Below are 26,358 nucleotides of genomic sequence, written 5' to 3'. Positions count from 1 at the left end.
TCGGAAACGCTAGCACCGCCGCACGCGCGGCTTCTTGACAAGGATCAAGAGGTTGCCGGGCCGGATGAAGTACCAAGCACAAGATCATCCAGCTTTCGGAGAACTTCAGATGACGTACAGGTTTCTGACTGCAAGCGCTGTGGCCTTGGCGGTCGCGGCAGCCGCTGTCCCAACCACTGCAGAGCAATTCGGCACGACCGTCGGAGGCGACCGCTTGGTGAGTGGCGCGCGCGTTGAGGAGGCGCAGAACGTGCTACGTGATCTTCTGGTTTCGGGGGCACAGATCGTCACCCGCGGTCAGGTGGCTGAGGACGTCCATGCTGCAGGTTTTTCCATCGACGTCGAGGGGCGGACCGGGGGTGATGTCACGGCGGCTGGCGCGCGCGTGCGACTGGATGGTGAGGTCGGCGGCGACGTGACCCTTTCGGGTTTCATCGTCACGCTGGACACCGGCACCGACATCGCGGGAAACGCCCGCCTGTTCGGCGGGACGGCGACATCGCGGGGTTCGGTTGACGGTTCGCTGGTGGTCGTCGCGTCGGAGGTGTTTCTGGATGGCCCCGTCGGAGGCGACGTTCGTATCCTTGCGGACACGCTTAGCTTCGGGCCAGACGCGCGGGTGGACGGACAGTTGACCCTTGCCCTGCCCGAGGAGATTACCGTTCCGCCCGATGTCGCCACCGCCGGACGCGTCAGCTACGAATACATCGAGGGCGGAACCTGGAATAACTATGACGAGATGGGCTGGGAGGGCATGCGCGGTCAGCCTTCGGCCGCGACGATCGGCGGGGGCTACCTCCTGATGCTGGCGTTCCTTTTGGCCACCGGGGCGACATTCCTTGCGCTCATGCCGAATGGCGTCGCGAATATGCGGCGGATGGCATTGAACCGACCCGGCCTGACCATCCTGACGGGCGGACTGGGGATTTCGGCGCTGATCGGGGTTATCCCGGTTGCGATACTGACGGTCATCGGCATCCCGCTTGTTCCGATTGCCGTCCTCGCCGTGATCCTGGCCTGGATTCTGGGATACTTGCTTGGGGCTTACGTCCTGGCGATGGCTATCGCGCAGGCGGCGGGTCTGGGCGACAGTCCGAGTTTTCTGGTGCGTCTGGCCGTGCTGGCCGCGGCGGTGACGGGTATGGCGCTTTTGAATTTCATTCCCTTCGTGGGCTGGGTCCTGAATGTGTCGCTCGTGTTCCTGGGCGTCGGTGCCATGACCGAGGGCGTTCTGCGCTGGGCGATGCCTAACGTTGGTCCGGACGACGGCGACGAGATGATGAAATCCGAAAGCGGAGATTGACCGATGACCGAACTTTCAATTCCTCCCCAAGGGCTGCGCATCCTGATGGACCAACTGCGCGCCCTGAGCGTCAACGACACCCCACCCGAGGAAGGTGGGCACGATATGCGCCGAGACGAATTGCAGGCAGAAATCGAGGCCTTGGACAGAGACCAGCAGCATGAGTTGGTCGCGCTTCTGTGGATAGGTCGGGGTGACTTTTCCCAAGACGAGTGGGAAGAGGCCGTGGCCCTCGCACGCGAGCGGCACGTCGGGCCTTGTTTCGATTACGTGATGACGCATCCAATGGCCGCGGACGAGCTGGCCGCCGGTCTGGAAGAAATCGGACACGAAGACCCGCTGCGCGATGAGCCATAGCACCGCCGCAGGTGGCATCAGAAACAGCAACAGAGCTGCCGCGCAGCGCCGGTGCATCAGTTTTTCCCGTCGCCGGTCATTGCGCGACGACGAAGAGAGTGCCCGGACTGCCTGCATATTGCCTGCAAACCACCGGCGGAACGGTCGGCGAACGGACACGGATGAGCCAACTGGTCAAGCCGCAGGATATTCTGCCCAGGCCGCCACAACACGCTATCCGTGTGCCGCGACGGAAGATCTGACGGCAAGACGGGCACGGCGGCGGCGTCCACCTGGGGCCGGTCTGCTTGGTCAAAAAGCACCTTGGTCATGGTCGCTTTGGTGCCGCGCGAGACCCAATACGCAAGTCGTTCACAGGGATTTATCGCGCGACCGATCTGATGCAAGGTCGACATTGTAACCGTGGCAACCGGAAGGGGGGCATACGTGGACGATGTTGATCCCTTAAGGGCCCCGCCCCTGGACAAGGTCCTTGAGACGTTGATCAAACGGTCAGAATCCGGGCAGGACGTGAGACTTCGGGATATGCTCGATCTGACAGGCAGCCGGGTTCATGGCATCCTGATCCTGCTGCTGGCCTTGCCCGAGGCTGTTCCATTGCCGTTGCCCAGCATCGGCGCGGTCCTGGGGGTGCCGTTGATCCTGATCTCGGGTCACCTTGCTCTCTACGGCGAGCGGATGACCCTTCCCGCGAAGCTCCTGAATCGGCGTGTGCCGGGGCGGGCACTAGCCGTGATGGGCAAATATGGACGTCCGGTGCTGCGTTGGATGGAGCGGTTGTCCCGATCACGAATTCCGTTTGTCGCCAACCGGGAGCGTATGATCGGCTTGCTGGCGGCGGTGATTTCGTTCTTGCTGTTTTTGCCGATCCCGTTCGTCAACGTACCTCTGGCAATGATCCTGTCGGTGCTGGCCTGGGGCATGGTGCAGCGCGACGGCTTGTTCGTTCTGATCGGAGTCGCCGCGACTGTGGCGCTGGCCTTGCTGGCGATGCTGGTTGGTATGGCCGCGCTAGAAGCGCTGGACCGTGTTCTTGAGTGGTAGAAAGGCTTTCGCCCGATCACGACAATATGCGACGCGTTGTGCAGGGGCCTCGGTGAATGGGACTGTCGCCGAGGCAGGACCGTGTGCGGCATCCCTTACTAGGACAAAGTCTGCGACCGGCCCCGGCGGAATACGCGTATCCAAGTTCCCGGTTGATCAGCCGGTTTCGATGCGAAATGCAGCCACAACAGGAGCAGCCATCTGTTTGGGGAAAGGTCGGATATGTGCCCGCGATGGTATCTTCGCAGCAGCTGCCAAACCACTCCCGACAGGCCCGTCAGCGCCCGCTCAAAAGCCGCCTGACGCAATTGGGTGGTGATCGCAGGAGCCGACCGCAAAGCAAGGGGTACCGGGCCAGCGTCGCATATCCCTTGGCCCTCTCGGCTTCTGCTGGCGCGCGCGGGTCCGTTGCCGGTCACTCAATTGCAGGTTCGAGCGCTGGCGATCCGCCGGCTCCGGAGGCGGGGCAACGTCTGGCGTCCCTCGTGCAGTCGCCGCGCCGCTTGCCGGAAGCTGGTACACGCCGACAAGGTCATTGAGGCCTTGCCGCGCATACCGGGATGGCGATGTCCTGCCCGCCGCAATGGTTCAGGACCCATGTACGGCGGGAGGTCTGCGCAGACGACTTGCGTCAGTCCCTTTGCGAGGCGGGGTGACTTTGCAGGAACGAGCGCAGGTCGGTGACCTGTTTCGCGTCCAGCGAGACATAGACAAGGCCCATGTTCGTCCGCTCCGTCACCATTTCACCGGGATAGGGCAGATAGCTGAGTTCGCGCGACCCGAAGGAAGGCGAGGCCGTGCCGACCTGCCATTCCGTCGTGAGCTTCACATCCACCAGTTTCATCGACGGCCCGCCACCGGGCGCTGATATTTCAAGCGGCACGCCGGCGATGCGCAGGTAGGACATTTTGTCCTTGGCTGAGACAAAGCCTTCGATGAACTGCTCGGTCAGGACCTGAAGTTCGGCGGCGTCGTCCGCTTCGTGCATGTGGCTGTGCAGATGATCGGCATCGCCATGGGAATGGTTATGGCCGATGTGCCCGTGGTCGTGTGTGTGCCGGTGCCCGTGGTCGTGACTGTGATCATGTGGCATTGGACCACCGCTTTCCTTCGAATTCGCCGTGGGGAATGGTCACGGGCTTGTCCATGTGCCGCTTGTGCGCGCCCATTTTACCCGATGCGACAAGGCTTCCCAGTACGTCCACGATGACGCGCGTTCCCATCAGCGCCGTAATCTCCGACTGGTCATAGGGCGGTGCGACTTCGACAAGTTCCATGCCGCAGATGCCTTCGGCGGCCACGCGGGATACAAGGCCCAACGCTTCGCGCGGCAGGAAACCGCCCGGTTCGGGCCAGCCGGTTCCCGGCACGAAGCCGCAGTCGATGCTGTCGATGTCGAACGAAAGGTAGACCATGTCGACCCCGTCCCACGCCATTTCCAGCGCCATCTCGGCGGTGCGGTCGATACCCATCTTCTCCATGTCGCCCATGGTGATGATGTTCGTCTCGCGGTCGCGCGCGACCTTCACCGCGTCGCGGGGCACCTGCCAGCCGCCGATGCCGATCTGGACAAGGTTCTTGGCCGGAACATTCGGAAGATTGGTCGAGTGGAACCACGGCGTCGTGTGCATCCGCTCGTCCAGGTCCTTTTCCTGAATGTCGGCGTGGCGGTCGAAGTGAATGATCCCGATTTTTTTCGACGTGCATTGCGCGATACCGCGCACGCAGGGAAAGCCGATGGAGTGATCGCCACCGATCATGATCGGCAGGGAACCCGATGAGGCGACGTGGCTGACCGCGCGACTGACTTGATCGAAGGTTTTCTCGATATTCGCGGGGATGGTGAAGACATCGCCCGCGTCACACAGCGTCATCTGCTCGCGCAGATCGACCGCCATCTCGTAGTTGTAGGGCGTGTAGAGCGCGCTGATCTTGCGCACGCCCTGCGGCCCGAAGCGCGTGCCCGCGCGGTAGGTCGTGCCCCCGTCAAACGGAACGCCCAGTACGGTGGCATCGTAGTCGCCCACCTCGGTCACGTCTTCGGCGTAAGGAGCCTTGAGGAAAGTGTTGATGCCCGCGTAATGCGGCAGCTCGCCGCGTGCGAAGGTGGGGATCGACTTGTCCTCGATGCTGTCGGCCCCCGTCAGGCCCATGCGCAGGGCCCATTTCTTCTCCTGCTCCCAACCGCTTCCGGGGATGTCGGCCTCGGCCTGCATGGCCTTCCAGCCGCGCAACTGGCTCAGGTCGGGGTGGTGGTGGCGGCGGGTATCGACACCCATGTCCTGCGGGTTGTGGGACCGGCTGCGGTCACGCGGGTTGAAGATCATCGAGTTCCTCCTGAAGTGTCTGGAATGGGATGCCGCCATTGCGAGCATCGAAGTCATAGGTGATGGTTGCCCCGTTCAGGCTTGGATCCTGCGGGTCCCAGCGGGTCTTGTCGAAAACCAGCACGCGGTCGCCCAGTTTGAACGCCTCCTCAAGGTCATGGGTGACCATAAACACCGTCATGCCGGTCTCGGCCCGCAGATCGGTCAAGAACGCATGCATTGAAAGCCGTGTGCCTGGATCCAACGCGCCGAAAGGTTCGTCCAGCAACAGCACCTTGGGCCGTGCCATCAAGGCCTGGGCGATCGCCAGCCGCTGCTGCATCCCGCCCGAGAGGGTGGCGGGGTACTGACCCGCCACGTGATCCAGTCCGACGCGGGCCAGCGTTTCGTCCGCACGGGTCAATGCCGCGCGACGCTCTGCCCCCCAGAAGCGGCCCCATCCCCGGCGCAGGCTTTCGCCAGCAACGATATTCTCGCGAACGGTCATGTGTGGAAAAACGGAATAACGCTGAAAAACGATGCCGCGATCTAGTCCTGGCTCGCGCGCCGGCGGGGCACCGGCGATGCTAATGGTGCCGCGGGTGGGCTCCTCCTGCGCTAAGAGCAGGCGCAGGAAGGTGGATTTCCCGCAGCCGGAGGCCCCCACGATGGAGATGAACTCCCCTTCTGCGACCGATACGTTCACGCGCTCCAGGATCGGTCGGCGGTCATAACTCTGGAACAGGTTCGCGACGGTGACAAAGCTCACATCCCGTCCTCCGCCCAAGGAAAGGCACGGCGTGACAGGTGGCGCAGCAGGCGGTCCATGATGAAGGCTAATATTGTTATCCAGATTACATAAGTCAGGATGACATCCATCGCCAGATAGCGACGCACGAGGAAGATGCGATAGCCAAGCCCCGCGTCAGCCGCGATGGCTTCGGCCGCGATCAGGAACAGCCAGGCCGGACCCAGCGACAGGCGCACCGCCTGTATAAGACGCGGCATCAACTGCGGCAGGGCCACGCGCATGGCGATGACCCAGCTGGACGCGCCCAGGGTCTGTGCTTTCACGATCAGTTCCTGCGGAACTTCCAGCACGCGTTGGGACAGGTCGCGGATCAGGAAGGGCAGGGTGCCCACCACGATCAGGACGACTTTCGACAACTCCCCCAGCCCGAAAACGATGAACAGGATCGGGAGAAGTGCCAGCGGCGGGATCATCGAGATCACGGCAACAAATTGCTCCAACAGGCTGCGCGCCATTGGCAGCAGTCCGATAGCCAGCCCGAAGACCAACCCGACAAGTGCGGATATCCCGATACCAAGCGCAAGACGTTGCAGGCTGGCCCATGTGTCTTGCCAGAACAGGATGTCGCCGCTGCGCCGATCAGCTTCGGTCATCAGGCGGATGGCCGTCCCCCAGACTTTTTGAGGGGCTGGTAACAGCTTGTCTGCCGGATTTGCGGTCAGCCGGATGTCCGACCCGACGGCGTAAGCCACGAAGATTGCAACGAATGGCAAAAGCATCAGGGCGACGCCCAAAAGGCGGCCGGGCTTTATGTTTATCAATCGCATGACAGGCGGCCCGTCCCGATCCCGGGGCAGGCCTCTCCCCTAGTTCACAGCGCGCCGTCGGCGGCCATCTGCATATAGGTCGTGTCATAACGGAACATGACGTTGCCGGCGTCGCCCGTGACGGTGCCATCGGGGTATTCCACGCCTACGAAGTCGGCCGAGGGCGCGCCTTCGCCCAGGATCCCCTTGTCGAACAGGAACTCCGCCACGCTGGTCATGGTTACCGGCAATTCGGTACCTTCGGTAAAGCTTACGGCGGCGGCCGGGTCAAAGAACATCTCGGTCGAGGCCAACTGCGCCTGGTATCCCGCCAGATCAGTGCCCGAGGCTTCGGCCATGGCCGTCAGCACGTCTTCATCGCCCGACGCCATCAGGCCCATAACCTCGTACCAGGCCCCGACCATCGCCTTGCCAAAGTCTGGGTTTGCGGCCAGCGTTTCGGTATTGACGACCATCAGGTCAATGATCTCGCCCGGGATGTCGGAGCTGTCGAACAGCATGTTGGCCGATGGACCTTCCATGATCGCAGAGACCAGCGGGTTCCAAGTCACGACCGCTTCCACGTCGTCGGTTGCAAAGGCCGCGATCATATCCGCGTCGGACGTGTTTATCACGCCGTCGAGATCGGATTCTGCGAGCCCCACGCTGTCCAGACCGCGTGCCAGCAGATAATGCGAGACCGACAGTTCGACCAGGTTCACCGGCTTACCTGCCAGGCTGGTCAGATCGCCTTCGCCCTTTAGGATAACGGCATCGTTGCCGTTGGAATAATCCCCAACGATGAGGGCCGTGGTGTCCACGCCGCCGCCAGACGGGATCGAGAGCGTGTCCATGTTCGTGGCCGACACCCCGTCAAATGCACCGGCGGTGTATTGGTTTATCGACTCGATGTAATCGTTGATCTGCACGATCTCGACGTCGATGCCGTACTTGTCGGCCCATTTGTCCATGATGCCACTGTCTTCAAGATAGCCCCATGGCATCCAGCCGACGTAGATCGACCAAGCAACCCGGAAGTCGGTCTTCTCTTGCGCGTGGGCGGTGGAAGCAAGGCACAGGGCCATCGCGGTCAGTGTCGTGAGATTTTTCATTTTCGGTCCCCATCAGTTCAAGAATGGAATGACCGCGTCAGGGCAGAAACGGAGCGCGGGCCAAACCTGCGCAGTAGCCTCCCGGGATTTTGCCCCGCCGTGTACCGCACGGTCTTTCGCCGAGCGGTGATATCTCTTGGACCAGACCCTGCAATGAGGCGGAACCCTAGACATCCTGCATCTTGATTAACCGGACTCTGGCACCGCAGTACAAAAACATTCTGATCGTGAGGGATGAAAAAGCCGCGGAGTGCCTGTTTTTTACGCAAACAGAACGAAGCTGCCTATAGTTGAGAGCATGGCGACATCGACGACGTTATCCGCGCGCCCGGTAATAGGATTTAACGGCCCGTCTTGACGGCAACCGGGGCTGTTCATAGCCGCCGCCCCAAAGCCATGAGATGACTTCGGAGCGAGATTTGTTCGGAAGGGCCAATGAGAAGTAAAACTGTCGCTGGTGTGCACTAGTGGACTGTCAACACGGGGCAATGCGCGTGGGTCGTCAGCTTTTGTGAAACACTTCCCATCAGCAAGCCCTGCAATGTTCCAAGGCCGCGGCGTCCGGCCACGATCAGATCGGTGCCCGTCTTCTCTGCATGAGCCAGAATGGCCTCGGCCGGGCTGCCTTGAAGAGCCTGCGCAGACGCGGAGTCGCAACCAGCTTCCTTAGCGATGCTGGCAGCCCGCGCGAGCGTTTCTTGAGATCGCTTTTTTGTTTCATCGTCATGCACACGGATTTCCACAGCGCCAGCGCCCATCGCGATCGCGGTTGTCTCGACCTCTGGCACATGCGCGATTTCCAGTTTCGCCTGATACTTCTGCGCAAGATCCGCAGCTACACGCAGCGCATGGTCTGCGTGATCCGATCCGTCGAAAGAAACCAGGATTTTCTTGAACATGACAGTATACTCCTTGTGTGTGAGCAGACTATGCGACCGCCATTGGCAGTAAATCCTTGATTGAAATCAATTCATAATTTGTGGTGTCGGGTGTGTTGCAGCGGATTTTACCCTTGGATCTATTGTAGCCGACAGAAGTGGGCCCTGCCGCAATCGAAATTCGTGGCAGCCCTTAAAGCTCAGCGGGCCCGTCTCCGGCATCAGATCAGGAGCACTGAGGGCGTCAAAGACGGACTGTGATTGAACGTCGGATTTGGGACAGCTCATGCGGGCGGAGGCATGGGGACGGTGCGCCTCGTCGAAAAAATACCCGCCTGCTGTTCGATTGAGGATGCGGGGCTCGTTTCAACTGACACATCTTGTCAGTTGGCGTGGCCTAGTTAGCCCAAATCATCTAACAAGGGTTCAGGAGCATCCAATGCCGAAACACATCATTGAAACCGTAATGTTCAAGCTGAACGAGGGCGTCACGCGTGAAGACTTCGCGCAGGCGGCCCAGTCAATGAGCGCCTATGTTACCGGCTGTGCGGGCTTCATCGCGCGCAGGCTGTCCTGCGAAGAGGATGGCACTTGGATCGAGCATATCGAATGGACTGACATGGATGCGGCCAAGGCTGCTGCGGCTGGTCTGGGGACGGATCCCGGCAATGCGGAATGTCTGAGCGCGATCGACGGCTCGTCCGTCAAGATGAGCCACTCCGAGCTGGAAATCTCGGTCAACTGATGCGCCATGCGACGCAGTGAGCGGCTTGCGGAAATTGTGGAGATCGTCCGGGACGGACGGCTCCACTTGGCCCGCGATATCGCTGACGCGTTGGAGGTGTCTTTGCGGACAATCTACCGCGACATCGACACGCTCGCTGCAAGCGGTGTCCCGATAGATGGTGAGCGCGGCGTCGGTTACATCCTGCGTGAACCGGTATTCCTGCCGCCCATGGCGCTTTCACTGATCGAACTGGAGGCGCTCAGCCTTGGAATGGCGATTGTGCAGGAGGCGGCCGACGAGGAATTGCAGTCCGCTGCGCGCTCCTTGCTGGGCAAGGTCGGCGATCATGCCTCAAACCGACGCCGCGCGCCAAAATCTTGGGGGTTTGGTGTCTACGCTTTCGAATGTGCGCAAGAGGGCTTCAAGCATATGCCCCTTTTGCGTCGTGCCATTCGGGATCGGATGAAACTGCGTATCGCGTATCGTTCACTGACCGAGCAGAGCAGCGAGCGGGTCATCCGTCCGTTGCAAGCGGACTACTGGGGACGCGTTTGGACCTGCTCGGCGTGGTGCGAGTTGCGCGGTGGTTTCCGAGCTTTCCGCATTGACCGGATGCTGACCGTTGAGACGACAGGCAAGCATTTTGAACCCGAGCCGGGTAAGACTATTGAGGACTATTTAAAACATGTTGATGACCAAATGGAACGGGATCGAGTCCGTTCATGAATATCTCGTCACGACGTTGAGCGATGTCGTGCCCAAGCCCGCTTGGGGCGAGACGTCATATTTCTACAATCCCGGCTTGCAGTTAAAGTCGGGGACCTACTTCGCAACCATCAAAGAAAGAGATAGCCAAAACGATAACGCCTCTGCATTGAATCGTCCTGGCGTCTGGCGGCTCAATATCGGTGTCAGCAAGAAGTGCTATCTTTCCCACTTTGGCCCGCCACCGCCGCGTCCCGGCAAGGGCGGCGTCGTAGAGGGGCCTTGGGACTTTACCGCATTGGATCGTATTACACCGCATCCGATTTACAGATGGATGTCATGGATAGCGGTCCTGAGTCCGACGGCGGGTACTTGGGTCAAGTGTCAGACGCTATTGGCCGACGCACATTCCAGAGCGCAGATCACCTTTGAAAGGCGTTTGAAAAGCCTGGACCGAGAGTGAACGTAGCGATTACGGGCGGTTCAAATCGACCGCCCACTTTCGACCTTTGGCCACGACGAATTGGATGGCATCAAAGTCACGCGTCCTGAACGCCGTCGTAGAGGCCTAATGCTTCAAGGGTGGTTTTTGCCGTCAACCAAAGCTCCTCTTCGTCGTGCAGGGCTGTGGCAAAGGCGTTCAGTCCTATCAAAAGGTTTTGCAGCGCCAATGCCTTGGCGTGCACGTCCGTCTCGGCGTCCAGTTCACCGCTCTCGACCGCGATCTTCAGCAATTTTTCAAATCGGGCCGCACCTCCTAGAACAGCGTTCGTGATCATCGCGCCAAGTTCCTCATGCGTGCCGCCCAGCTCGGTCAGGCTATTGATCACAAGGCATCCGCGACCCTTTCGATTGCTGGCGCGGGCCGCGCAAACGGCCCGAAATGTCCAGGTCAGCAGTTCAAGAATACGGGTGTCCGGAAGGACCTCATTCAAGGCCGCATCGGGCGATTGCACGAAGTACACGGCCAATGCCTCCTTGAACAGGTCTTCGCGGGACCCGAAGGCGTTATAGAAACTTGACCGCGTTATGCCGAGCGTCTCCGAGATCGCCTTGACGGACGTCGCCTCGTAGCCGTTGCTCCAGAACTCCTGCATCGCGGTCTCGATTGCCGCTCCGCGGTGAAAACTTGACGGTCTCCCCAATTCGGCACTCCTTCACAAACTTATTATGTACACCTATGGACAATATGTCTGAGTCAGTTTTATACATAGATGTACAACTTAGATCAGGTCAAGGAGAACCAGCAGTGACAGCCTTTTTCGTATCCCGTATCAAAGTGAACGACCCAACCAAGATGCAAGAGTATGCGGCGGCAACCGGCCCGACGATCGCCGCGCACGGTGGCAAGCTTGTGCTGCGCGGCGCATCCTCGGCGACGTTGATCGGCGACGAGGCGAAACAGCACATGACGAGCGTGGTGCAGTTCCCCGATCTTGACGCATTGAACGCATGGTTCAACTCCCCCGATTACCAACAACATGCGCGCCTGCGGGATGAAGCCGGCGAAATGCAGTTCGTCTCGTATCAGGCTCCTGCCGCCTGATCCCTTCCAAACCTGAAAACCCAACATAACCGGTACGCGATATCGCCCCGGACTGGAGAGATTATGTCCAATTTCCTGAGACCATCCGCCCTCGCAGCGCTCCTCGCAGTGTCGTTCAATGCCGTTCACGCGCAAGAATCCGGACCCCGATTGCCCGCTGTCACGGTGTCGGAAGAGTTGACCATCGCGCGCCAAGAGATCCCCGTGCTTGAAACGACCATGTCCTATCTGGAGGAGGGGAAGGGCGATCCCGTTGTCTTCTTGCACGGCAATCCCACGTCGGCGTATCTTTGGCGGAATGTAATCCCGTTTGTCAGCGCGACACATCGTGCGATTGCGCCCGACCTGATCGGAATGGGGCACTCAGGCAAGCCCGATCTCGACTATACCTTTCAGGATCATGCGCGGCACCTCGACGCCTTCGTCGATGCGTTGGGCCTGACCGAAATCACATTGGTCGGTCACGACTGGGGGGCGGCACTGGCATGGGATTTCGCCCGTCGCCATCCGGACATGGTTGTCCGCCTGGCCTTTATGGAGGGCCTCCTGCCACCCGCGTTCCCCCAGGCCAGCTATGAAGCGATGGGGGAGGAGATGGGGGACATGTTCCGAGACATGCGCGACCCCGAGCAAGGCCGCCAGATGATCATGGAGGATAACATGTTCGTCGAAGGTATCTTGCCGATGATGGTCAACCGTCCGCTGGGCGACGCCGCCGCCGCGGAATATCGTGCGCCGTATGAAACCGTCGAAAGCCGTCTGCCGACTTGGATGTGGCCCCGCGAAGTGCCTATCGGTGGTGAGCCGACGTCCAGCGTGCAACTTCTCAATGACATCGGCACCTTCATGGGTGAGACCGAGATGCCGGTTCTGTTGGCCTATGCCGAGCCGGGCGCTCTTGTACCGCCACAGGCGGTGCCCTTCTACACGGGCCTGATTGATGACCTTGAAACAGCCTTCGTCGGTCAGGGGCTTCACTTCATTCAGGAAGATCAACCAGTCGCTATTGGTCGCGCGATTTCGGACTGGCTTCGCCGAAATTGACAGGCCCGGGGCGCGCCAACGGCGCGCCCTTTCGCTGGGTCGCCGGGCTGTCCCGAGTGACGGCCCAGGCCGGGGTGCCGGCGCATTTGCCTCCATGGAACACCGGCCACCTATCTTGCCATGTTGTCCATGTCAGTGGGCGGGACCGAAACCATCCCCAACGCGGTGACTGCGGCGGGGATGAGCGTCAGGGGACGCGGGACCTTGCGTGTGAGCAGCAGCGAAAGCAGCACCATGGCAATCGGAATTTCGATGACGACGACGACGACAATGAGGAGCAGCGTCTCGGAAACTTCATTGGCGAGCAGCGTTTCGAGATATGATTTCCTAGCCAGTTGATGAATGTCGCGAAACTGCACGTTGAGAGGGTATTCGCTTCGAGTTTTCTCAAGCGGCGGTCGTTCTTGTTGGGCTATAGTCGCGTGTGCACATCCATTCGACCGTATGCCTTGGCATCAATTGGCCGGACGGCGCGCGACGATAAACGGGCTCATCCGCTTGGCATCGAAGTATGTGCTCCGCTCAACCGTGAAGCCCGCTGCGCCCAGAAGCGCGACAAGCTCATCACGACTCAGGAACGTAAGTCTTGGGGCGATACCGATTGCGCTGAGAATGCGCACCATCACGCGCATCGGTGGGTTCAGGTGTTTCAGGCAGACCGTTTTCGAGATGAAGATACCGCCGGGCTTCAATTGCCGGTAGGAACGTTCCAGCACTTCGGACACATCTCGCACGACATGGAGAAGGCTGAAGGCACAGATGGCTTCGAATTTGGTCGCCTCGGGCATTTCCAACGCGTCGGCGTGTTTAAACGTGACGTTGGCCGGTGCATCGGGCCCAAGCTTGGCCTGCGCGATCTCGACCATGCCACGCGCGCCGTCGGTTGCCGTATAATGTGCGACCCTGGGTGCCAATCGCAACGCCGTTGTGCCGGTGCCGCAGCCGATCTCCAGAACCAGATCACTTGTTCTCAAAAGCGCGGCGACCGCAGACAGGGATTTCTCATAGGCGACAGGGTCAGAGATGGGTTTCCGGGCGTATTTCGGCGCAACTCGGTCCCAAAACCTTATCGATGGGCGAGAAGTGGGTGAGCTTAGCATAGTGGGCCTTTCTTCTGTCGCAGCCTATGTCGGCATACGCAAACGGAAGGTCTATTGTGGAATTTCGTCCAACTGCTATACGCCAACGCATGAACTGGCCGGCAATATCCTTTGATTGGAACCATGTGCGGGCATTTCTTGCCACCGCCGAGGAAGGATCGTTCAGCGGTGCCGCAAGGGCATTGAATTCGACGCAGCCAACGATCGGCCGGCAGATTTCGGCGCTCGAAGAAATACTTGGCGTAACGCTCTTCGAGCGCAGCGTCAGGGGGTTGGACATTACCGAGTCGGGCAGTGACTTGTTAGATCATGTCAAGGCAATGGCCGAAGCGGCGACGCTGATCTCGATGGTGGCCGATGGCAAGTCGCAGTCTGTGACGGGAGACGTCTTCGTCACCGCGACCGATCTGGCGTCGGCTGCGATCCTGCCCGAATTACTCGCACCGTTGCGGAAAACGGCACCGGGGGTGCGCGTGCACCTCGTATGTTCGAGCGATCTTCGCAATCTTGCGAAGCGTGAGGCGGATATCGCCATCAGACATGTCCGCCCCGATCAGCCGGACCTCATCGCGCGACATATCGGCGACTTCCGCGCGAACCTCTACGCGGCAACCAGCTATCTTGATCGGGCTGGCCGACCGCGAACGCCGCTCGACCTTGCCGATCATGCGTTCGTTGGCGGCACCAATCCCGAGCATCTGGTCGCGACATATGCCGACATGGGGATCCCCGTCCGCCCCGAGAGTTTCGTCATGTCAACGGACAGTGGCGTTGTTGCTTGGGAGCTGGTGAAATTCGGCTACGGCATTGCCATGCAACCCGAGGTTCTGGGTGAGGCCGCGCCGGGCGTGGAGAAAGTGTTTCCTGACTTTCCCTCGGTGCAGTTCCCGATCTGGCTCGTCACACATAGAGAATTGAAGACAAACCGTCGGATTCGGCTGGTATTCGATCTTCTCGCGCGGGGTCTGGCCGAGAAAGTCTCGGCGGTGTCGTCGGGGTCATCTATCCAAGGCTGACTCTGTCGATGGTTTCGCGTGGGGGCGGGGCCGTCTAAACAAGAGAGGCTGTCGGTGCGGGCGCATGGTCGATGCCTGAACTCAAGTCCCCGGCATCTAAGCGCCAAATCGTGCGGTCGATCGGGGGTTTCTCCAACCGAGAAGAACGGGCGTTTCAGCCGACCAGGCGACGGCCCGAAACGTCGTTTGAACTGGACCCGGTATTCATCGGAAGAAAGCTTGCTTATATACTGGGTAACATACGTTCTGTCTGTGAAATGAGTCGTCGAAAAATGAGGGAAAATGGGGGGCTTCGGGCTTATTGCTGCGTAATAAATTGACCCACAAGCGACTGAAGATAAATTATAATGCTGAAAACTCAACACGCTAGGCTATCCGTTGCACCCATGATGGACTGGACCGACCGGCATTGCCGTGCGTTCCATCGTGTCTTGTCGCGACAAGTGTTGCTTTACACCGAGATGGTCACCGCGGCCGCTTTGATCAGGGGAGGGGCCAGGCATCTGTTGGACTTCGACACCAGAGAACATCCGGTCGCCCTGCAATTGGGTGGAAGTGACCCAGCTGAATTGGCCGAGGCCACGCGGATGGGCGTCGACCGAGGCTACGCGGAAGTCAATCTGAACGTCGGATGCCCTTCGGACCGGGTTCAGTCGGGGTCATTCGGCGCGATCCTTATGGAAACACCGGTGTTGGTGGCGGATTGCCTGCGTGCGATGGCTGACGCGGCGGGTTCGGTTCCGGTCACCATGAAGTCCCGCATCGGTGTGGACGAGCAGGAGGCGGAACAGGTGCTTCCCGACCTGTTGGCGCGGATGGGCGATGCCGGTGTGCGCCGTGTGCAGATCCATGCCCGCAAGGCGTGGTTGCAAGGACTGTCCCCAAAGGAAAACCGAGATATTCCGCCGCTCGACTACTCGTTGGTCCATGCGATGAAGGCCCGTTTTCCCGAATTGCACATTTCGATTAATGGCGGGATCGCGACACTGGATGAAGCCGTTGAGCAGTTGAAACATGTAGATGGCGTGATGATCGGGCGCGCGGCGTACCACGATCCGGGCAATGTCCTGCTTTCCGCCGATAGCCGGGTCTTTGGCCAGCCGTGTCCGCAAGCGGATCGCGTGGCAGCGGCCATGGCCATGGTGCCGCACATCAAGGCGCATCTGGCCGACGGTGGCAAGCTGAACCAGGTGACGCGACATATGCTGGGGCTTTTTGGCGGCTTGCCGGGGGCTCGTGGCTGGCGGCGCACTCTGTCCGAAGGCGCGGCAAAGCCCGGGGCAGGGGCCGACGTCCTGCATGCAGCGTTAGACCACGTGGTTACAGCGGCGGCCTGAGGCAGCGAAACTCAACCGGCGGCGTTGCCCCCGGCACTTGCCAACGTCGAGACATCTCCGGCCCTCCCAATAGGACGGTGTTCAGCGTCGATACCGCCCCACGACATCCAGTTTAGAATCTCAGAATGCGCGATCGACACTGGTCGCGCGGTAGGGGGGCTTGTATGGGCGTCCTAATACAACCGGAGGCCCCGATGCCCGATTTTGCCACGCTTCTTCCGCTCATTGCTTTCCTTCTGGTCGTCGGCGCTTTCGCGGGCGTGTTGGCCGGACTTCTGGGGGTCGGCGGCGGCATCGTTCTGGTGCCTGCGTTCTACTACGTGTTCCAGATCCTGGGCTATGAAAGCGGCAGCATCATGCAGGTTTGCGTCGCCACGTCGCTGGCGACGATCGTGGTGACTAGTTGGCGATCGGTCCGAGCGCACCACGCCAAGGGCGCGGTCGAGCTTGCGATTCTGAAAGGCTGGGGGCTGGGTATCGTGATCGGTGCCTTGGTCGGCTCGCTTGTCGCGACGCAGCTTCGCTCTCAAACGCTGACGGCGATTTTCGCCGTGCTGGCCCTCATTGTGGCGGTCTATATGACCTTCTCCAAGCCGAACTGGCGCCTTGCAGAGGTTATGCCGACAGGCTGGAAGCGCTTCATCTACTCACCCGCCGTGGGCTTTGCTTCGGTCCTGATGGGCATCGGTGGGGGCAGCTTCGGCGTGCCGCTGATGACGCTGCACGGGGTGCCGATCCACCGCGCCGTCGCTACAGCGGCCGGTTTCGGAATGTTGATTGCAGTCCCTGCCGTCATTCTCTTCCTGGTGCTGCCAGCGGGCGATGGATTGCCGCCCTTTACGGTTGGGCTGGTCAACGGCCCGGCTTTTCTGATTGTCATTGCGATGACCATGCTGACTGCACCGTTGGGCGTGAAACTGGCGCATTCGATGAACCCGGCCCCGCTAAAGCGGGCGTTCGCGTTCTTTCTGTTCCTCGTCGCGCTGAACATGCTGCGCAAGGCAATATTCTGACGGACTACCGCTTCAGCCGAGCGGTACGCCCCCCGCGTCGGCCCTTGGCCAATCCCGCACGATCCGCCAGTTGATCCATAACCGCCCGGCGATCCTCCGGGGCCATGCGCGACCAAGCGGTAATCTCGTCTATGGAGCGGTGGCATCCGGCGCAAAGCCGGGTCTCCGGGTGCACCACACAGAGTTTCACGCACGGGCTTTCGATTTCAGCGCGCGACCAGATACGGTCGGAGGTCGGGTCGTTCGTCACGGGCTCACTCCAAGATGGCGCAGGCGATCCAGCGCGCCCTGCAAGATATATCCTGCGGCGACATGATCGATCACCTCCGCGCGACGCTTTCGTGACGTATCCGCCTCCAGCAGCGCGCGTTCGGCGGCAACCGTCGATAGGCGTTCGTCCCAATAGGTGATGGGCGTGTCAATGCGCCGGGACAGATTGCGTGCAAAGGCGCGGGTCGATTGCGCGCGAGGCCCCTCGCTCCCATCCATGTTCAGCGGCAACCCGAGAATAAGGCCGACGACCGCACGTTTGGCAAGAATGACCTCCAGCGCTTCTGCATCGGCGGTGAACTTGGTCCGGCGCACGGTCTCCAGTGGGGTGGAAACGCTGCGGAACGTGTCGCTGACGGCAACGCCGCAGGTCTTGGTGCCAAGGTCCAAGCCCATCAGCGCCCCCATACCTGGGATGGAGGCGGCGAAATCTTCGATGGTTTCGTGGATCATGGGTTCACGCCGGCGCGGTCCGCTGCACGGGCGAGCGTGTCCAGCGCATCTGGGTCGGACGCGAAAACCGTCTTCGCCTCCTCGTAGATGGCGAAAGCATCATCAGTTCGCCCCAACACGCCATAGGACGTGATGAGCCGAGCCCAGTCGGCCGCGCTTCCGCCCTCAGTGGCAAGGCGTTCGGATAAGCCCTGAACCATGTTTCCGATCATCTCGACCCGCTGTTCGGGGGTCAGGTCCTGACTGGCTGCGATATCGTCCGACGATGGTCCCAGTGGTTGCGGCAGCTCGTCGATCGGGGTCGGATCGCCGGCCAGAACCGACACGCGCTCGATCTGCGCGTATATCGGGGCCAGCCACGGGGCGTCGGGCGTACTGTCGGCGATCAGGGACCGCCAGATCGTGAACGCCCGGTCAGGTCGTCCGCCTTGCGCATACATTGCGCCCGCATAGTAGCGCGCGGTGCCATTGCGCGGGTCACGGCGCACGGCTTCGGCCAGGGCTGTCTCGGCCTGCGGACTGACATAGCCGTCGGCAGCAAGGATCATCAGCTCGGCCAGCAAGGCGAAATCGGCACCACGGGCCTCGTCGCCCATGATCGCAAGCACCCGGTTCTGCGACCGCCAAGCGGATTCCATATCGTTGAGGCCAGACTGCGTCTGCACCGCCAGCTGCCACCCCTGCAGATCGTCCGGCCGTTCCAGCAGGACCTCCTTAAGCTTCGCTGACATCTCGATGATGTCGTCGCGGCTGTCGTCAATCATATCGGGCACGGCCGCCTCGGCGGTGGCCTGGTCGGGTCGGTCGGCGCGATTTGCCTCGATTTGCGCGATCCGGCCTTGCAGTGGGAGATCGGGATAGCCGGGCGCGCCCAGCGCGAGATATGTCCAGAGTGAGATTCCGATGACGGGCACGGCGATCAGGGCAAGCCCGATATACTTGTTGCCCGAACCGTGGCTGATACGGGCCGTCTGCTGATCCGCCGCCAGCAGGCGCCGTGCGACTTCGGCGCGGGCAGCCTCGGCCTCCTCCGACGACAAAGTCCCGCGGGCACGATCCCGGTCCAGTTCCTTCAGTTGATCCCGGTAGACTGCGACATCCGGACGCGCATCATCGGACCTGATGCGCAACGCACCGGCCACGAATACCACACTCAGAGCCAGAAGAAGGCCCGCGACGATCCAGAACAGCATTTATCCACCAAGTAAATTTGCCCTTCATCTAGCGATGAAAGCGGGCCGACTGAACCCCCGTTGGCATCATCGTGAGCGGACGAATGGGCGCAGGTGCGCGCCATGTCGCAGGGGGATGTCGCAAAGGTTCAAGAAGGTGCCGCTGCACCGCCATTGACGACCGCCGAGACATTGCACACCAAGGACAACGGATGATGGGGAGTCTGAACCCGAATGCGACGCTTTTCCGCCTTCGCCATCGCGCGCGAGGCCATGAGAAACCACGAAGGCTGGGGCAGGACCTGGGCCAAACGCCCGGCGCAGAAGCGCTACGACGTGATAATCGTCGGCGCAGGCGGCCACGGGCTTGCGACGGCGTACTACCTTGGCAAGAATTTCGGAATAACCAATGTGGCGATCCTCGAAAAAGGCTGGCTGGGTGGGGGAAACACCGGCCGCAACACGACGATCATCCGGTCGAACTACCTTCAGGACCCGTCCGCGGCGATCTATGAAAAAAGTCGCAACCTCTATGAAGGCCTGAGCCAGGATTTGAACTACAATATAATGTTCAGTCCGCGTGGAGTGATCATGCTGGCCCAAACCCATCACGAGGTCCGGGGCTACAAGCGGACGGCCCATGCCAATTCGCTGCAAGGTGTCACAACCGAATGGATCGATCCGCAGCGGGTCAAGGAACTTTGTCCGATCATGAATATCGAAGGACCACGCTATCCGGTCCTCGGTGGTCTGTGGCAGGCGCGCGGCGGGACGGCACGCCACGATGCCGTCGCCTGGGGCTATGCCCGCGCGTGCACCGACATGGGGATGGATATCATCCAGAAATGCGAAGTGACCGGCATCGTGCGGGACGGTCGCAAGGTCACCGGCGTGCAGACCACGCAAGGCGACATTGCTTGCGACAAGCTTGGGGTCGTGGTCGCAGGGCACTCGGGCGTGCTGGCAAAGATGGCGGGCTTCCGTCTGCCGCTGGAGTCGGTGGCGCTACAGGCGCTGGTCTCCGAGCCGATCAAGCCCTGCATGGATGTGGTCGTAATGGCAAACACAGTTCACGGCTATATGAGCCAGTCGGACAAGGGTGAGATGGTCATCGGCGGTGGAACCGACGGATACAACAACTACACGCAACGCGGCAGCTTCCATCACATCGAGGAGACGCTGCGCGCCCTCGTCGAAACATTCCCGATGATTTCTCGGCTTAAGATGCTGCGTCAGTGGGGTGGTATCGTGGACGTGACGGGCGACCGGTCTCCAATCATGTCGAAGACGCCGGTCGAGGGCATGTTCGTCAACTGCGGCTGGGGCACCGGCGGATTCAAGGCCATCCCCGGATCGGGCTGGGGCATGGCAGAGCTGATCGCCAAGGGGCATTCACCGCTGACCGCCGCCTTCGGGATGGAGCGGTTTCGCGAGGGACGGTTCATCGACGAATCCGTCGCGGCGGGGGTGGCGCACTGATGCTTTGTATCCAATCCGCACACTTACGGTTTCCCATGACGCGCCAATCGAGGACTAGGCGGATGTTCGCCGATGGTGTACACTGGATTCAGTTAATTGGTGCAACGAGAGGCCACCTGCCATGGCTTATCAATCTTACCGTCGCCTTCCGCGCGGGATCAACTTCCTGCTTGGCGGGACCGTCGTCGCTATCGGTATCGCTGTGTTCGTCCTTCTTGGGGGCTCACTCGATTTTGCGGTCGGCGGCGCGCCAAGCGTACGGATCGACTGAACGGACAACGGGTAGCCCCGACAGTATCGCGGGTGCACGATGCTGTTGCTGACATGTCCGAACTGCGGCCTGCAGGTCGAAGAGACCGAGCTTTCGCCCGGCGGCGAGGCGCATCTGAAACGCTCAGGTCCGGGGGCTTCAGACGGCGACTTTGAAGAGTACCTATTCCTGCGCGACAATGTGAAGGGCGTCCATTTTGAACGCTGGCGTCATGCCTATGGCTGCGGCAAATGGTTTCTGGCCGCGCGCGATACGGCAACGCTACAGGTTTTCGGGACCTATTCCGCTCAGACGACAGAACCCCCAGCCGATATCCTGGCGCACATTGCGGAAGGACGCTCCCAATGAGCCGTCGCTTGAAAACCGGTGGTCAGTTAATCGATCGCTCCAAGCCTTTGGAATTCACCTTCGATGGCAAGCCGATGCGCGGTTACTCCGGTGATACGCTGGCCTCGGCCTTGCTTGCGAACGGCCAGTTGGTCATGGGGCGCAGCTTCAAATATCACCGGCCCCGCTCTGTCGTCGGCTCCGGTCCGGAGGAACCAAATGCCCTGATGCAAATCGGTGAGGGAGGACGTTCCGAGCCGAACCAACGCGCGACCGTGCAATCCTTGTGGGACGGGATGGTTGCGCGCAGCCAGAACGCCTGGCCTTCGCTGGCCTTCGACGTGGGTCGCGTGAATGATCTGGGTGCGCGGTTCTTGCCCGCCGGCTTCTACTACAAGACCTTTATGGCTCCGCAGCCGTTCTGGAAGCACGTCTTCGAACCCGTAATCCGCAAGGCCGCCGGGCTTGGCGCGGCCCCGACCGAGGCGGACGCTGATCGTTACGAATTTCGCTACGACTTCTGCGACACACTTGTTGTCGGCGGTGGGATCGCCGGCCTAATCGCGGCATTGGGTGCGATGAGGCGGACCGATGAGCGGGTGATGCTCGTCGAGCAGAAGGGCCATTTCGGCGGTCGCGCGATGGTCGATGGTGGCGTCATTAATGGACAGCCTGCTGCGGAATGGGTGAAAAACGCCGTTGAAATACTTGAAAATGCTAATAACGTTAAGCTTGTGAATCATTGCGAAGGCTCTGGCGTCTACGACCATGGATATGTTCTCTGCACGCAGGACCTGACCGGTTTTAAATCGGACAAGACGGGACCGAGAGAGCGCGTCTGGCGTCTGCGCGCCGGGCGTGTGATCACGGCCACCGGTGCCATCGAGCGCCCCTTGTCATTTGCAGGCAACGACATCCCCGGCGTTGTTCTGGCCTCGGCGATGCGCGACTTTGTGGTGAACCATGGTGTGTCGATTGGCGAACGCACAGTTATCGTCACGAACAACGATGACGCCTATCGGACTGCCAAGGTCTTGATCGCCCAAGGGCTCCGGGTAGCGGCAGTTGTCGACGCACGACCCAATCCGAACAGCTTGATCGTCAACGAAGTCAGAGCGATGGGGGTCAATGTTCATGTCGGTCGCGCGGTTTCGCGCGTTCACGGCGATGATCGCGTTACGGCTGTATCCATATGCTTGCAGGCGGGTGAAGGTGCCGTGATGCAGGAAATCCGCTGCGACGCCGTCGCGATGTCTGGCGGTTGGTCACCGGTGGTGCATCTTTGGTCACATTGCGGTGGCAAGCTTTGGTGGGACGAAGCCCGCGCGATGTTCCGCCCGGACGAAGATAATCCGCCGAAAGGTGCCGACGGCAGGGGTTTTGTGATCACAGCGGGTGCGGCGTCGGGCGCATTGACGCTTGCCGAGGTGATCGAGGATGCAATCGAGGTTGCCGGTGCGGATGCCATCGACTGTTCCAGCCCCGAAGAGGACGCGATCCTGCCGGTCTGGATCATGCCGGAAGGAGCTGGGCCCAAATTGCGCGCGAAGATGTGGCTGGACTTCCAGAACGACGTGAAGGTGTCGGACATCCGACTGGCTGCGCAGGAAGGTTTTGAAAGCGTCGAGCACGCCAAGCGCTATACCACGCTGGGAATGGCGACAGACCAAGGTAAATTGAGCAATATCAACGGACTTGCGGTTCTGGCTGATCGGTTGGACAGCACAATTCCTCAGGTCGGCACTACGACATTTCGTCCGCCCTACACACCGACGACTATTGGGGCCCTGGCGGGCGAAGCCCGAGGCCCAACTTTCCAGCCTTTGCGGAAGACACCCACGCATGAATGGGCCGAAGCGCGTGGTGTATATTGGGAACCGGTCGGTTATTGGCGGCGGGCGTATTGCTTCCCCAAGCCGGGAGAAACACATGAACAGGCAGTCGCCAGAGAGGTGAAGAACACCAGGCAAAGCCTTGGTATAATTGATGCATCGACATTGGGAAAGATACTTGTGCGCGGTCCTGATGCCGGGCGTTTCCTCGACATGATGTATACGAACACGATGTCGACCCTAAAGCCCGGACGGTGTCGCTATGGTCTGATGTGCGACGAAAACGGGTTTCTGATCGATGATGGCGTGGTTGCCCGGATCGATGATCAGTCGTGGCTATGCCACACAACGACCGGCGGGGCGGATCGGATCCACGCATGGATGGAGGATTGGCTGCAATGCGAATGGTGGGACTGGCAGGTCCACACCGTCAACCTCACGGAACAGTTCGCGCAGATCGCCGTCGTCGGACCCAATGCACGCAAGGTAATTGAAAAGCTGGGCGGTATGGATGTCTCATCTGAGACACTGCCGTTCATGGCCTGGGCTGACGGACGATTAGGGGATTTCGATGTCCGGGCGTATCGGATCAGCTTTTCTGGTGAACTGTCCTACGAACTCGCTGTTGCATCGGCACAGGGCTTGGCTCTGTGGGAGGCGGTGATGGAAGCGGGAGCCGAATTCAATGTAACTCCTTATGGCACCGAAGCCCTGCATATAATGCGGGCGGAAAAGGGCTTTATCATGATCGGCGACGAGACTGACGGGACGGTCATTCCGCAAGACCTCGGCCTCGACTGGGCGATCTCAAGAAAGAAGGACGATTTCCTCGGCAAGCGCGGCCAGCAGAGGGCGGAATTCCAGAAGCCGGATCGCTGGAAATTGGTCGGGTTGGAAACGCTCGACGGATCTGCGCTTGAGGATGGGGCCTATGCGATCGGGCAGGGGATAAATGACAACGGTCAAACGCATGTCCAAGGACGCGTTACATCGACCTATATTTCCCCCACATTGGGGCGTGGCATTGCCATGGGATTGGTGGAGCGTGGCCCGGATCGGATGGGCGATGTGATCCAGTTTACCCGCATTGGTAAGGATCCGGTCGATGCGAAGATCGTGTCCCCGGTATTTTTTGATGCGGAGGGCGAGAAGGCAAATGTCTGACATTTCGATTGCCGCCTTGCCGCCCATGGGCATGATCACACTGCGGGGTGATATCGACAAATTGAACTGTGCCGTCGAAATGGTGACGGGGTGCGATGCGCCCGCACGACGGATGTCGACCCGCTCGGGCGACATTACGTCAATGTGGATGTCGCCCGACGAACTATTGGTTGTCTGCGGCTACAAGGCGGCGCAGGATATTGCTAGACGCATTGACGCGGAGCTTTCAAATGATTTTGCGACCGTCTCGATTGTTAGCGACGCCCGGCAAGTATATGATATAAAAGGTTTCGGGTGCGAAGACCTTCTGGCTGCGCTTATGCCCGTGGATTTTGTCCGGCTTGGCGCGACCGAAGTTCGACGGACGCGGATGGCCCAGATTCCAGCGGCGATCTGGCGGCATTCTGACGGATTTCACCTGATCTGTTTTCGATCCGTTGCCGAGTACGCGCGCGACCTGTTGGAAAATGCTAAGCTTGCTAGGGGTTGACCCGAGCCGAATTGGCCCGACATGTGCCACCAAGACGCAATCAACAGGAGATGACTAATGGCTTTCGATCTTCCCGATCTTCCTTATGCCCACGACGCACTCGCCGCCAAAGGCATGTCAAAGGAGACGTTGGAGTATCACCACGACCTGCATCACAAGGCCTACGTCGACAACGGCAACAAGCTGATCGCCGGTACCGAGTGGGAAGGCAAGTCTCTGGAAGACATCATTACCGGTACGTATGATTCCGGTTCGGTGGCGCAATCTGGAATATTCAACAACATTAGCCAGTTGTGGAACCATAACCAGTTCTGGGAAATGATGGGTCCGGGCGAGAGCAAGATGCCGGGGGAGTTGGAGGCCGCACTAGTCGAGAGCTTCGGCTCGGTTGATAAATTTCACGAGGCCTTCGCCGCCGCAGGTGCCGGTCAGTTTGGCTCGGGCTGGGCATGGTTGGTGAAGGACAGTGATGGCGGCCTTAAGGTCACGAAGACCGAAAACGGCGTAAACCCGGTCTGCTTTGGCCAGACAGCTTTGCTGGGCTGTGATGTGTGGGAGCATTCCTACTACATCGACTACCGCAACAAACGCCCAGCTTATCTTGATAACTTTCTGAAGAACTTGGTGAATTGGGAGAATGTCGCGTCGCGCATGTAAGGCAGAACCCAAATGATTGATATTTGAAGAGGGGGCCATCTGGCCCCCTTTTTTTCTAGGGGGTGTTCGCAAGCCGTGTTTGTCCACAGTACGGGACGCAGCTGCCGTTCATAGACCAAGGCCCTCGAGCGCTCAGTAGCTGCCTTTGTCTAAACCGGCTAAATCAATTAGCTGGCTTCCCGGTAAGCCTTCTCAGAAGGCCACTCGGATTCGCCGGCTACGATCTTGACCAGGGCCATAACTGTCGCGTTGCGCGCCTTTCGAGCGGTACGGACGATATATGCAAGGTCAGGCGGTGACGGAAAAGGTTCCGTGAGGACGCCGCAACAATGTGTCTGACGTCAGCGCCAATGGGACAGTTTAGGTCGATTTGATAAGGGAGGGTTTCTGGCTCATCGTAACCACCGAGGAGTGGAGATGAGACAGAAAGCCGGAACCAAGCAGAGCCACGGCGAGAAGGTCGTCAAAGACATTCGCCGCGCGACGCGAAAGCAGTATTCGGCGGAGGAGAAGATCAGGATCGTTCTGGACGGCCTGAAGGGCGAGGGCAGCATCGCCGAGTTGTGCCGCCGCGAGGGCATTGCCCAGAGCCTGTATTACAGTTGGTCCAAGGAGTTCCTCGAAGCTGGAAGGAAGCGCCTGGCGGGCGACACGGCGCGCGCTGCGACTTCAGGCGAGGTCAAGGATCTACGCCGTGAAGCCCGCGATCTAAAGGAGTTCGTGGCTGAACAGGCCCTTGAACTGCGGCTGCTCAAAAAAAGCATGCTCGGAGATGGGGGCGACCAAGAATGAGGTATCCTGCATCCGAGAAACTGGAGATCATCCGCCTCGTCGAAGGGTCGCACCTGCCGACAAAGCGCACGCTGGACAGGCTCGGCATTCCGAAGACCACCTTCTATCGCCCCCTCTCGGCAGATTTGCTATGCAAATCGCCTGCCGGGCAATGGGATATGACCGATATCTGGCGGGCGGCCCCGAGGCGCTTGAGGATCAAATCCCCAAGCCGTCCCGGGTCTGGAACCGTATCCCCGAACCGGTGCGCGAGAAGGTCAAGGACCTCGCACTGAAGGAAAGCGATCTGTCGCCGCGGGAGTTGGCCGTGTGCTTCACCGGAACGGAAAAGTATTTTGTGTCCGAGGCTTCAGCCTATCGCATTCTCAAGTCCTACGACCTGATCACCAGCCCGGCCTACGTAGTT

Annotated in this window: 30 protein-coding genes, 1 pseudogene and 1 riboswitch; of the genes and pseudogenes, 18 read left to right on the top strand and 13 right to left on the bottom strand. The window is 60.1% G+C overall.

Annotation, left to right across the window (positions count from 1 at the left end; genetic code table 11):
* Window positions 1-109: 109 nt before the first annotated feature.
* Both BLV27_RS13330 and BLV27_RS13325 read left to right on the top strand, forming a co-directional pair.
* Window positions 110-1,303 carry a bactofilin family protein gene (locus BLV27_RS13330; protein WP_139176655.1) on the top strand — a complete coding sequence of 398 codons (1,194 nt, stop codon included), beginning with the start codon at window positions 110-112 and terminating at the stop codon, window positions 1,301-1,303.
* A gap of 3 nt (window positions 1,304-1,306) precedes the next feature.
* Window positions 1,307-1,660: a DUF3775 domain-containing protein gene (locus BLV27_RS13325; protein WP_092646799.1), complete on the top strand. Its 354-nt coding sequence runs from the start codon at window positions 1,307-1,309 to the stop codon at window positions 1,658-1,660.
* A gap of 56 nt (window positions 1,661-1,716) precedes the next feature.
* On the opposite strand, the gene BLV27_RS19575 is transcribed toward BLV27_RS13325, so the two are convergent.
* Window positions 1,717-1,971, bottom strand: a complete 255-nt coding sequence (locus tag BLV27_RS19575; protein ID WP_139176652.1) for a hypothetical protein — start codon at window positions 1,969-1,971, stop codon at window positions 1,717-1,719.
* 91 nt (window positions 1,972-2,062) lie between these two features.
* Between BLV27_RS19575 and BLV27_RS13320 the strand changes: the two genes are divergently transcribed.
* Window positions 2,063-2,704, top strand: coding sequence for an exopolysaccharide biosynthesis protein (locus tag BLV27_RS13320; RefSeq protein WP_342025011.1), 642 nt, complete (start codon window positions 2,063-2,065; stop codon window positions 2,702-2,704).
* Window positions 2,705-3,335: 631 nt separating this feature from the next.
* Here the strand turns inward: BLV27_RS13320 and BLV27_RS13315 are convergent.
* From BLV27_RS13315 to BLV27_RS13290, 6 genes are all read right to left on the bottom strand, one after another.
* Window positions 3,336-3,797 carry a hypothetical protein gene (locus BLV27_RS13315; protein ID WP_092646795.1) on the bottom strand — a complete coding sequence of 154 codons (462 nt, stop codon included), beginning with the start codon at window positions 3,795-3,797 and terminating at the stop codon, window positions 3,336-3,338.
* The gene (locus BLV27_RS13310; protein ID WP_092646793.1) at window positions 3,787-5,031 is read right to left on the bottom strand and encodes an agmatinase family protein; all 1,245 of its coding nucleotides are present in this window, start codon (window positions 5,029-5,031) and stop codon (window positions 3,787-3,789) included. The genes BLV27_RS13315 and BLV27_RS13310 overlap by 11 nt, the downstream gene beginning before the upstream one ends.
* The gene (locus tag BLV27_RS13305; protein WP_092646791.1) at window positions 5,012-5,779 is read right to left on the bottom strand and encodes an ABC transporter ATP-binding protein; all 768 of its coding nucleotides are present in this window, start codon (window positions 5,777-5,779) and stop codon (window positions 5,012-5,014) included. The genes BLV27_RS13310 and BLV27_RS13305 overlap by 20 nt, the downstream gene beginning before the upstream one ends.
* Entirely contained in the window at window positions 5,776-6,588 is an 813-nt protein-coding gene (locus BLV27_RS13300; RefSeq protein WP_092646789.1) for an ABC transporter permease, read from the bottom strand. Before BLV27_RS13300 ends, BLV27_RS13305 begins: the two co-directional genes overlap by 4 nt.
* Window positions 6,589-6,632: 44 nt before the next feature.
* Entirely contained in the window at window positions 6,633-7,679 is a 1,047-nt protein-coding gene (locus BLV27_RS13295) for a putative urea ABC transporter substrate-binding protein (RefSeq protein ID WP_092646787.1), read from the bottom strand.
* 76 nt (window positions 7,680-7,755) lie between these two features.
* Window positions 7,756-7,860, bottom strand: a riboswitch (guanidine-I (ykkC/yxkD leader).
* Window positions 7,861-8,143: 283 nt separating this feature from the next.
* Window positions 8,144-8,578 carry a universal stress protein gene (locus tag BLV27_RS13290; protein WP_092646785.1) on the bottom strand — a complete coding sequence of 145 codons (435 nt, stop codon included), beginning with the start codon at window positions 8,576-8,578 and terminating at the stop codon, window positions 8,144-8,146.
* A gap of 418 nt (window positions 8,579-8,996) precedes the next feature.
* Between BLV27_RS13290 and BLV27_RS13285 the strand changes: the two genes are divergently transcribed.
* From BLV27_RS13285 to BLV27_RS13275, 3 genes are read left to right on the top strand one after another with little or no spacing between them, the layout of a single operon-like run.
* The gene (locus BLV27_RS13285; RefSeq protein ID WP_092646783.1) at window positions 8,997-9,302 is read left to right on the top strand and encodes an antibiotic biosynthesis monooxygenase family protein; all 306 of its coding nucleotides are present in this window, start codon (window positions 8,997-8,999) and stop codon (window positions 9,300-9,302) included.
* A gap of 6 nt (window positions 9,303-9,308) precedes the next feature.
* Window positions 9,309-10,010, top strand: a complete 702-nt coding sequence (locus BLV27_RS13280) for a helix-turn-helix transcriptional regulator (protein WP_092646781.1) — start codon at window positions 9,309-9,311, stop codon at window positions 10,008-10,010.
* Window positions 9,976-10,452 (top strand): DUF6194 family protein, encoded by a 477-nt coding sequence (locus BLV27_RS13275; protein WP_244504664.1) that lies wholly within the window; start codon window positions 9,976-9,978, stop codon window positions 10,450-10,452. The genes BLV27_RS13280 and BLV27_RS13275 overlap by 35 nt, the downstream gene beginning before the upstream one ends.
* 76 nt (window positions 10,453-10,528) lie before the next feature.
* Here BLV27_RS13275 and BLV27_RS13270 read toward each other — a convergent pair whose 3' ends face one another.
* Entirely contained in the window at window positions 10,529-11,134 is a 606-nt protein-coding gene (locus tag BLV27_RS13270; protein WP_139176650.1) for a TetR/AcrR family transcriptional regulator, read from the bottom strand.
* A 104-nt stretch (window positions 11,135-11,238) separates the two neighbouring features.
* Here BLV27_RS13270 and BLV27_RS13265 point away from each other — a divergent pair, with 104 nt between their 5' ends.
* Window positions 11,239-11,535 carry a DUF1330 domain-containing protein gene (locus BLV27_RS13265; RefSeq protein WP_170831458.1) on the top strand — a complete coding sequence of 99 codons (297 nt, stop codon included), beginning with the start codon at window positions 11,239-11,241 and terminating at the stop codon, window positions 11,533-11,535.
* 63 nt (window positions 11,536-11,598) lie between these two features.
* Window positions 11,599-12,579, top strand: a complete 981-nt coding sequence (locus tag BLV27_RS13260; RefSeq protein ID WP_092646773.1) for a haloalkane dehalogenase — start codon at window positions 11,599-11,601, stop codon at window positions 12,577-12,579.
* 110 nt (window positions 12,580-12,689) lie between these two features.
* On the opposite strand, the gene BLV27_RS13255 is transcribed toward BLV27_RS13260, so the two are convergent.
* Window positions 12,690-12,938, bottom strand: a complete 249-nt coding sequence (locus BLV27_RS13255; protein WP_092646771.1) for a hypothetical protein — start codon at window positions 12,936-12,938, stop codon at window positions 12,690-12,692.
* Window positions 12,939-13,034: 96 nt separating this feature from the next.
* On the bottom strand, window positions 13,035-13,679 hold the full coding sequence (locus BLV27_RS13250; protein WP_092646769.1) for a class I SAM-dependent methyltransferase: 645 nt from the start codon (window positions 13,677-13,679) through the stop codon (window positions 13,035-13,037).
* A gap of 89 nt (window positions 13,680-13,768) precedes the next feature.
* Between BLV27_RS13250 and BLV27_RS13245 the strand changes: the two genes are divergently transcribed.
* The 3 genes from BLV27_RS13245 to BLV27_RS13235 all read left to right on the top strand — a co-directional run bounded on the left by BLV27_RS13245 (window position 13,769) and on the right by BLV27_RS13235 (window position 17,045).
* The gene (locus BLV27_RS13245; RefSeq protein WP_092646768.1) at window positions 13,769-14,695 is read left to right on the top strand and encodes a LysR family transcriptional regulator; all 927 of its coding nucleotides are present in this window, start codon (window positions 13,769-13,771) and stop codon (window positions 14,693-14,695) included.
* Window positions 14,696-15,042: 347 nt separating this feature from the next.
* Complete coding sequence (gene dusA / locus BLV27_RS13240) at window positions 15,043-16,032, top strand: tRNA dihydrouridine(20/20a) synthase DusA (protein ID WP_092646766.1); 990 nt, start codon at window positions 15,043-15,045, stop codon at window positions 16,030-16,032.
* Between the two features lie 194 nt (window positions 16,033-16,226).
* Entirely contained in the window at window positions 16,227-17,045 is an 819-nt protein-coding gene (locus tag BLV27_RS13235) for a sulfite exporter TauE/SafE family protein (protein WP_092646764.1), read from the top strand.
* Between the two features lie 4 nt (window positions 17,046-17,049).
* Here the strand turns inward: BLV27_RS13235 and BLV27_RS13230 are convergent, their stop codons facing one another.
* From BLV27_RS13230 to ccmI, 3 genes are read right to left on the bottom strand one after another with little or no spacing between them, the layout of a single operon-like run.
* On the bottom strand, window positions 17,050-17,295 hold the full coding sequence (locus tag BLV27_RS13230; RefSeq protein WP_092646762.1) for a DUF1289 domain-containing protein: 246 nt from the start codon (window positions 17,293-17,295) through the stop codon (window positions 17,050-17,052).
* On the bottom strand, window positions 17,292-17,768 hold the full coding sequence (gene ruvX, locus BLV27_RS13225; protein WP_092646760.1) for a Holliday junction resolvase RuvX: 477 nt from the start codon (window positions 17,766-17,768) through the stop codon (window positions 17,292-17,294). The genes BLV27_RS13230 and ruvX overlap by 4 nt, the downstream gene beginning before the upstream one ends.
* A complete protein-coding gene (gene ccmI / locus BLV27_RS13220) occupies window positions 17,765-18,961 on the bottom strand; it encodes a c-type cytochrome biogenesis protein CcmI (protein WP_092646758.1) in 1,197 nt (398 codons plus the stop codon). The genes ruvX and ccmI overlap by 4 nt, the downstream gene beginning before the upstream one ends.
* A 213-nt stretch (window positions 18,962-19,174) precedes the next feature.
* Here ccmI and BLV27_RS13215 point away from each other — a divergent pair, with 213 nt between their 5' ends.
* The 7 genes and pseudogenes from BLV27_RS13215 to BLV27_RS13190 form a co-directional block, all read left to right on the top strand.
* A complete protein-coding gene (locus BLV27_RS13215) occupies window positions 19,175-20,419 on the top strand; it encodes a sarcosine oxidase subunit beta family protein (RefSeq protein ID WP_092646756.1) in 1,245 nt (414 codons plus the stop codon).
* A gap of 121 nt (window positions 20,420-20,540) precedes the next feature.
* Window positions 20,541-20,690 (top strand): hypothetical protein, encoded by a 150-nt coding sequence (locus BLV27_RS19395; RefSeq protein ID WP_170831457.1) that lies wholly within the window; start codon window positions 20,541-20,543, stop codon window positions 20,688-20,690.
* Window positions 20,691-20,729: 39 nt separating this feature from the next.
* Entirely contained in the window at window positions 20,730-21,038 is a 309-nt protein-coding gene (locus BLV27_RS13210) for a sarcosine oxidase subunit delta (protein WP_092646754.1), read from the top strand.
* Window positions 21,035-24,013 (top strand): sarcosine oxidase subunit alpha family protein, encoded by a 2,979-nt coding sequence (locus BLV27_RS13205; protein ID WP_092646752.1) that lies wholly within the window; start codon window positions 21,035-21,037, stop codon window positions 24,011-24,013. The genes BLV27_RS13210 and BLV27_RS13205 overlap by 4 nt, the downstream gene beginning before the upstream one ends.
* Window positions 24,006-24,503, top strand: coding sequence for a sarcosine oxidase subunit gamma (locus tag BLV27_RS13200; RefSeq protein WP_170831456.1), 498 nt, complete (start codon window positions 24,006-24,008; stop codon window positions 24,501-24,503). Before BLV27_RS13205 ends, BLV27_RS13200 begins: the two co-directional genes overlap by 8 nt.
* Window positions 24,504-24,560: 57 nt before the next feature.
* Window positions 24,561-25,160 carry a superoxide dismutase gene (locus BLV27_RS13195; RefSeq protein ID WP_092646748.1) on the top strand — a complete coding sequence of 200 codons (600 nt, stop codon included), beginning with the start codon at window positions 24,561-24,563 and terminating at the stop codon, window positions 25,158-25,160.
* A 417-nt stretch (window positions 25,161-25,577) separates the two neighbouring features.
* Window positions 25,578-26,358: pseudogene (locus BLV27_RS13190) on the top strand (helix-turn-helix domain-containing protein); the annotation flags it as partial.

Source organism: Jannaschia faecimaris (assembly GCF_900107415.1).
In the GTDB taxonomy this organism is placed as follows: Bacteria; Pseudomonadota; Alphaproteobacteria; order Rhodobacterales; family Rhodobacteraceae; genus Jannaschia; species Jannaschia faecimaris.
Note: the sequence above shows the minus strand (reverse complement) of the source record. Positions and strands in the feature narration are given on the sequence as shown.

What these genes read in the sequence shown, in the direction of transcription:
- BLV27_RS19575 (WP_139176652.1), bottom strand. Translation starts at nt 1,971, where the DNA reads ATGACCAAGGTGCTTTTTGACCAAGCAGACCGGCCCCAGGTGGACGCC.
- BLV27_RS13215 (WP_092646756.1), top strand. Translation starts at nt 19,175, where the DNA reads ATGCGACGCTTTTCCGCCTTCGCCATCGCGCGCGAGGCCATGAGAAAC.
- BLV27_RS13310 (WP_092646793.1), bottom strand. Translation starts at nt 5,031, where the DNA reads ATGATCTTCAACCCGCGTGACCGCAGCCGGTCCCACAACCCGCAGGAC.
- BLV27_RS13325 (WP_092646799.1), top strand. Translation starts at nt 1,307, where the DNA reads ATGACCGAACTTTCAATTCCTCCCCAAGGGCTGCGCATCCTGATGGAC.
- BLV27_RS13315 (WP_092646795.1), bottom strand. Translation starts at nt 3,797, where the DNA reads ATGCCACATGATCACAGTCACGACCACGGGCACCGGCACACACACGAC.
- BLV27_RS19395 (WP_170831457.1), top strand. Translation starts at nt 20,541, where the DNA reads ATGGCTTATCAATCTTACCGTCGCCTTCCGCGCGGGATCAACTTCCTG.
- BLV27_RS13205 (WP_092646752.1), top strand. Translation starts at nt 21,035, where the DNA reads ATGAGCCGTCGCTTGAAAACCGGTGGTCAGTTAATCGATCGCTCCAAG.
- BLV27_RS13300 (WP_092646789.1), bottom strand. Translation starts at nt 6,588, where the DNA reads ATGCGATTGATAAACATAAAGCCCGGCCGCCTTTTGGGCGTCGCCCTG.
- BLV27_RS13250 (WP_092646769.1), bottom strand. Translation starts at nt 13,679, where the DNA reads ATGCTAAGCTCACCCACTTCTCGCCCATCGATAAGGTTTTGGGACCGA.
- BLV27_RS13200 (WP_170831456.1), top strand. Translation starts at nt 24,006, where the DNA reads ATGTCTGACATTTCGATTGCCGCCTTGCCGCCCATGGGCATGATCACA.
- ruvX (WP_092646760.1), bottom strand. Translation starts at nt 17,768, where the DNA reads ATGATCCACGAAACCATCGAAGATTTCGCCGCCTCCATCCCAGGTATG.
- BLV27_RS13260 (WP_092646773.1), top strand. Translation starts at nt 11,599, where the DNA reads ATGTCCAATTTCCTGAGACCATCCGCCCTCGCAGCGCTCCTCGCAGTG.
- BLV27_RS13235 (WP_092646764.1), top strand. Translation starts at nt 16,227, where the DNA reads ATGCCCGATTTTGCCACGCTTCTTCCGCTCATTGCTTTCCTTCTGGTC.
- BLV27_RS13275 (WP_244504664.1), top strand. Translation starts at nt 9,976, where the DNA reads ATGACCAAATGGAACGGGATCGAGTCCGTTCATGAATATCTCGTCACG.
- BLV27_RS13280 (WP_092646781.1), top strand. Translation starts at nt 9,309, where the DNA reads ATGCGACGCAGTGAGCGGCTTGCGGAAATTGTGGAGATCGTCCGGGAC.
- BLV27_RS13285 (WP_092646783.1), top strand. Translation starts at nt 8,997, where the DNA reads ATGCCGAAACACATCATTGAAACCGTAATGTTCAAGCTGAACGAGGGC.
- BLV27_RS13330 (WP_139176655.1), top strand. Translation starts at nt 110, where the DNA reads ATGACGTACAGGTTTCTGACTGCAAGCGCTGTGGCCTTGGCGGTCGCG.
- dusA (WP_092646766.1), top strand. Translation starts at nt 15,043, where the DNA reads ATGCTGAAAACTCAACACGCTAGGCTATCCGTTGCACCCATGATGGAC.
- BLV27_RS13295 (WP_092646787.1), bottom strand. Translation starts at nt 7,679, where the DNA reads ATGAAAAATCTCACGACACTGACCGCGATGGCCCTGTGCCTTGCTTCC.
- BLV27_RS13245 (WP_092646768.1), top strand. Translation starts at nt 13,769, where the DNA reads ATGAACTGGCCGGCAATATCCTTTGATTGGAACCATGTGCGGGCATTT.
- BLV27_RS13195 (WP_092646748.1), top strand. Translation starts at nt 24,561, where the DNA reads ATGGCTTTCGATCTTCCCGATCTTCCTTATGCCCACGACGCACTCGCC.
- BLV27_RS13210 (WP_092646754.1), top strand. Translation starts at nt 20,730, where the DNA reads ATGCTGTTGCTGACATGTCCGAACTGCGGCCTGCAGGTCGAAGAGACC.
- ccmI (WP_092646758.1), bottom strand. Translation starts at nt 18,961, where the DNA reads ATGCTGTTCTGGATCGTCGCGGGCCTTCTTCTGGCTCTGAGTGTGGTA.
- BLV27_RS13290 (WP_092646785.1), bottom strand. Translation starts at nt 8,578, where the DNA reads ATGTTCAAGAAAATCCTGGTTTCTTTCGACGGATCGGATCACGCAGAC.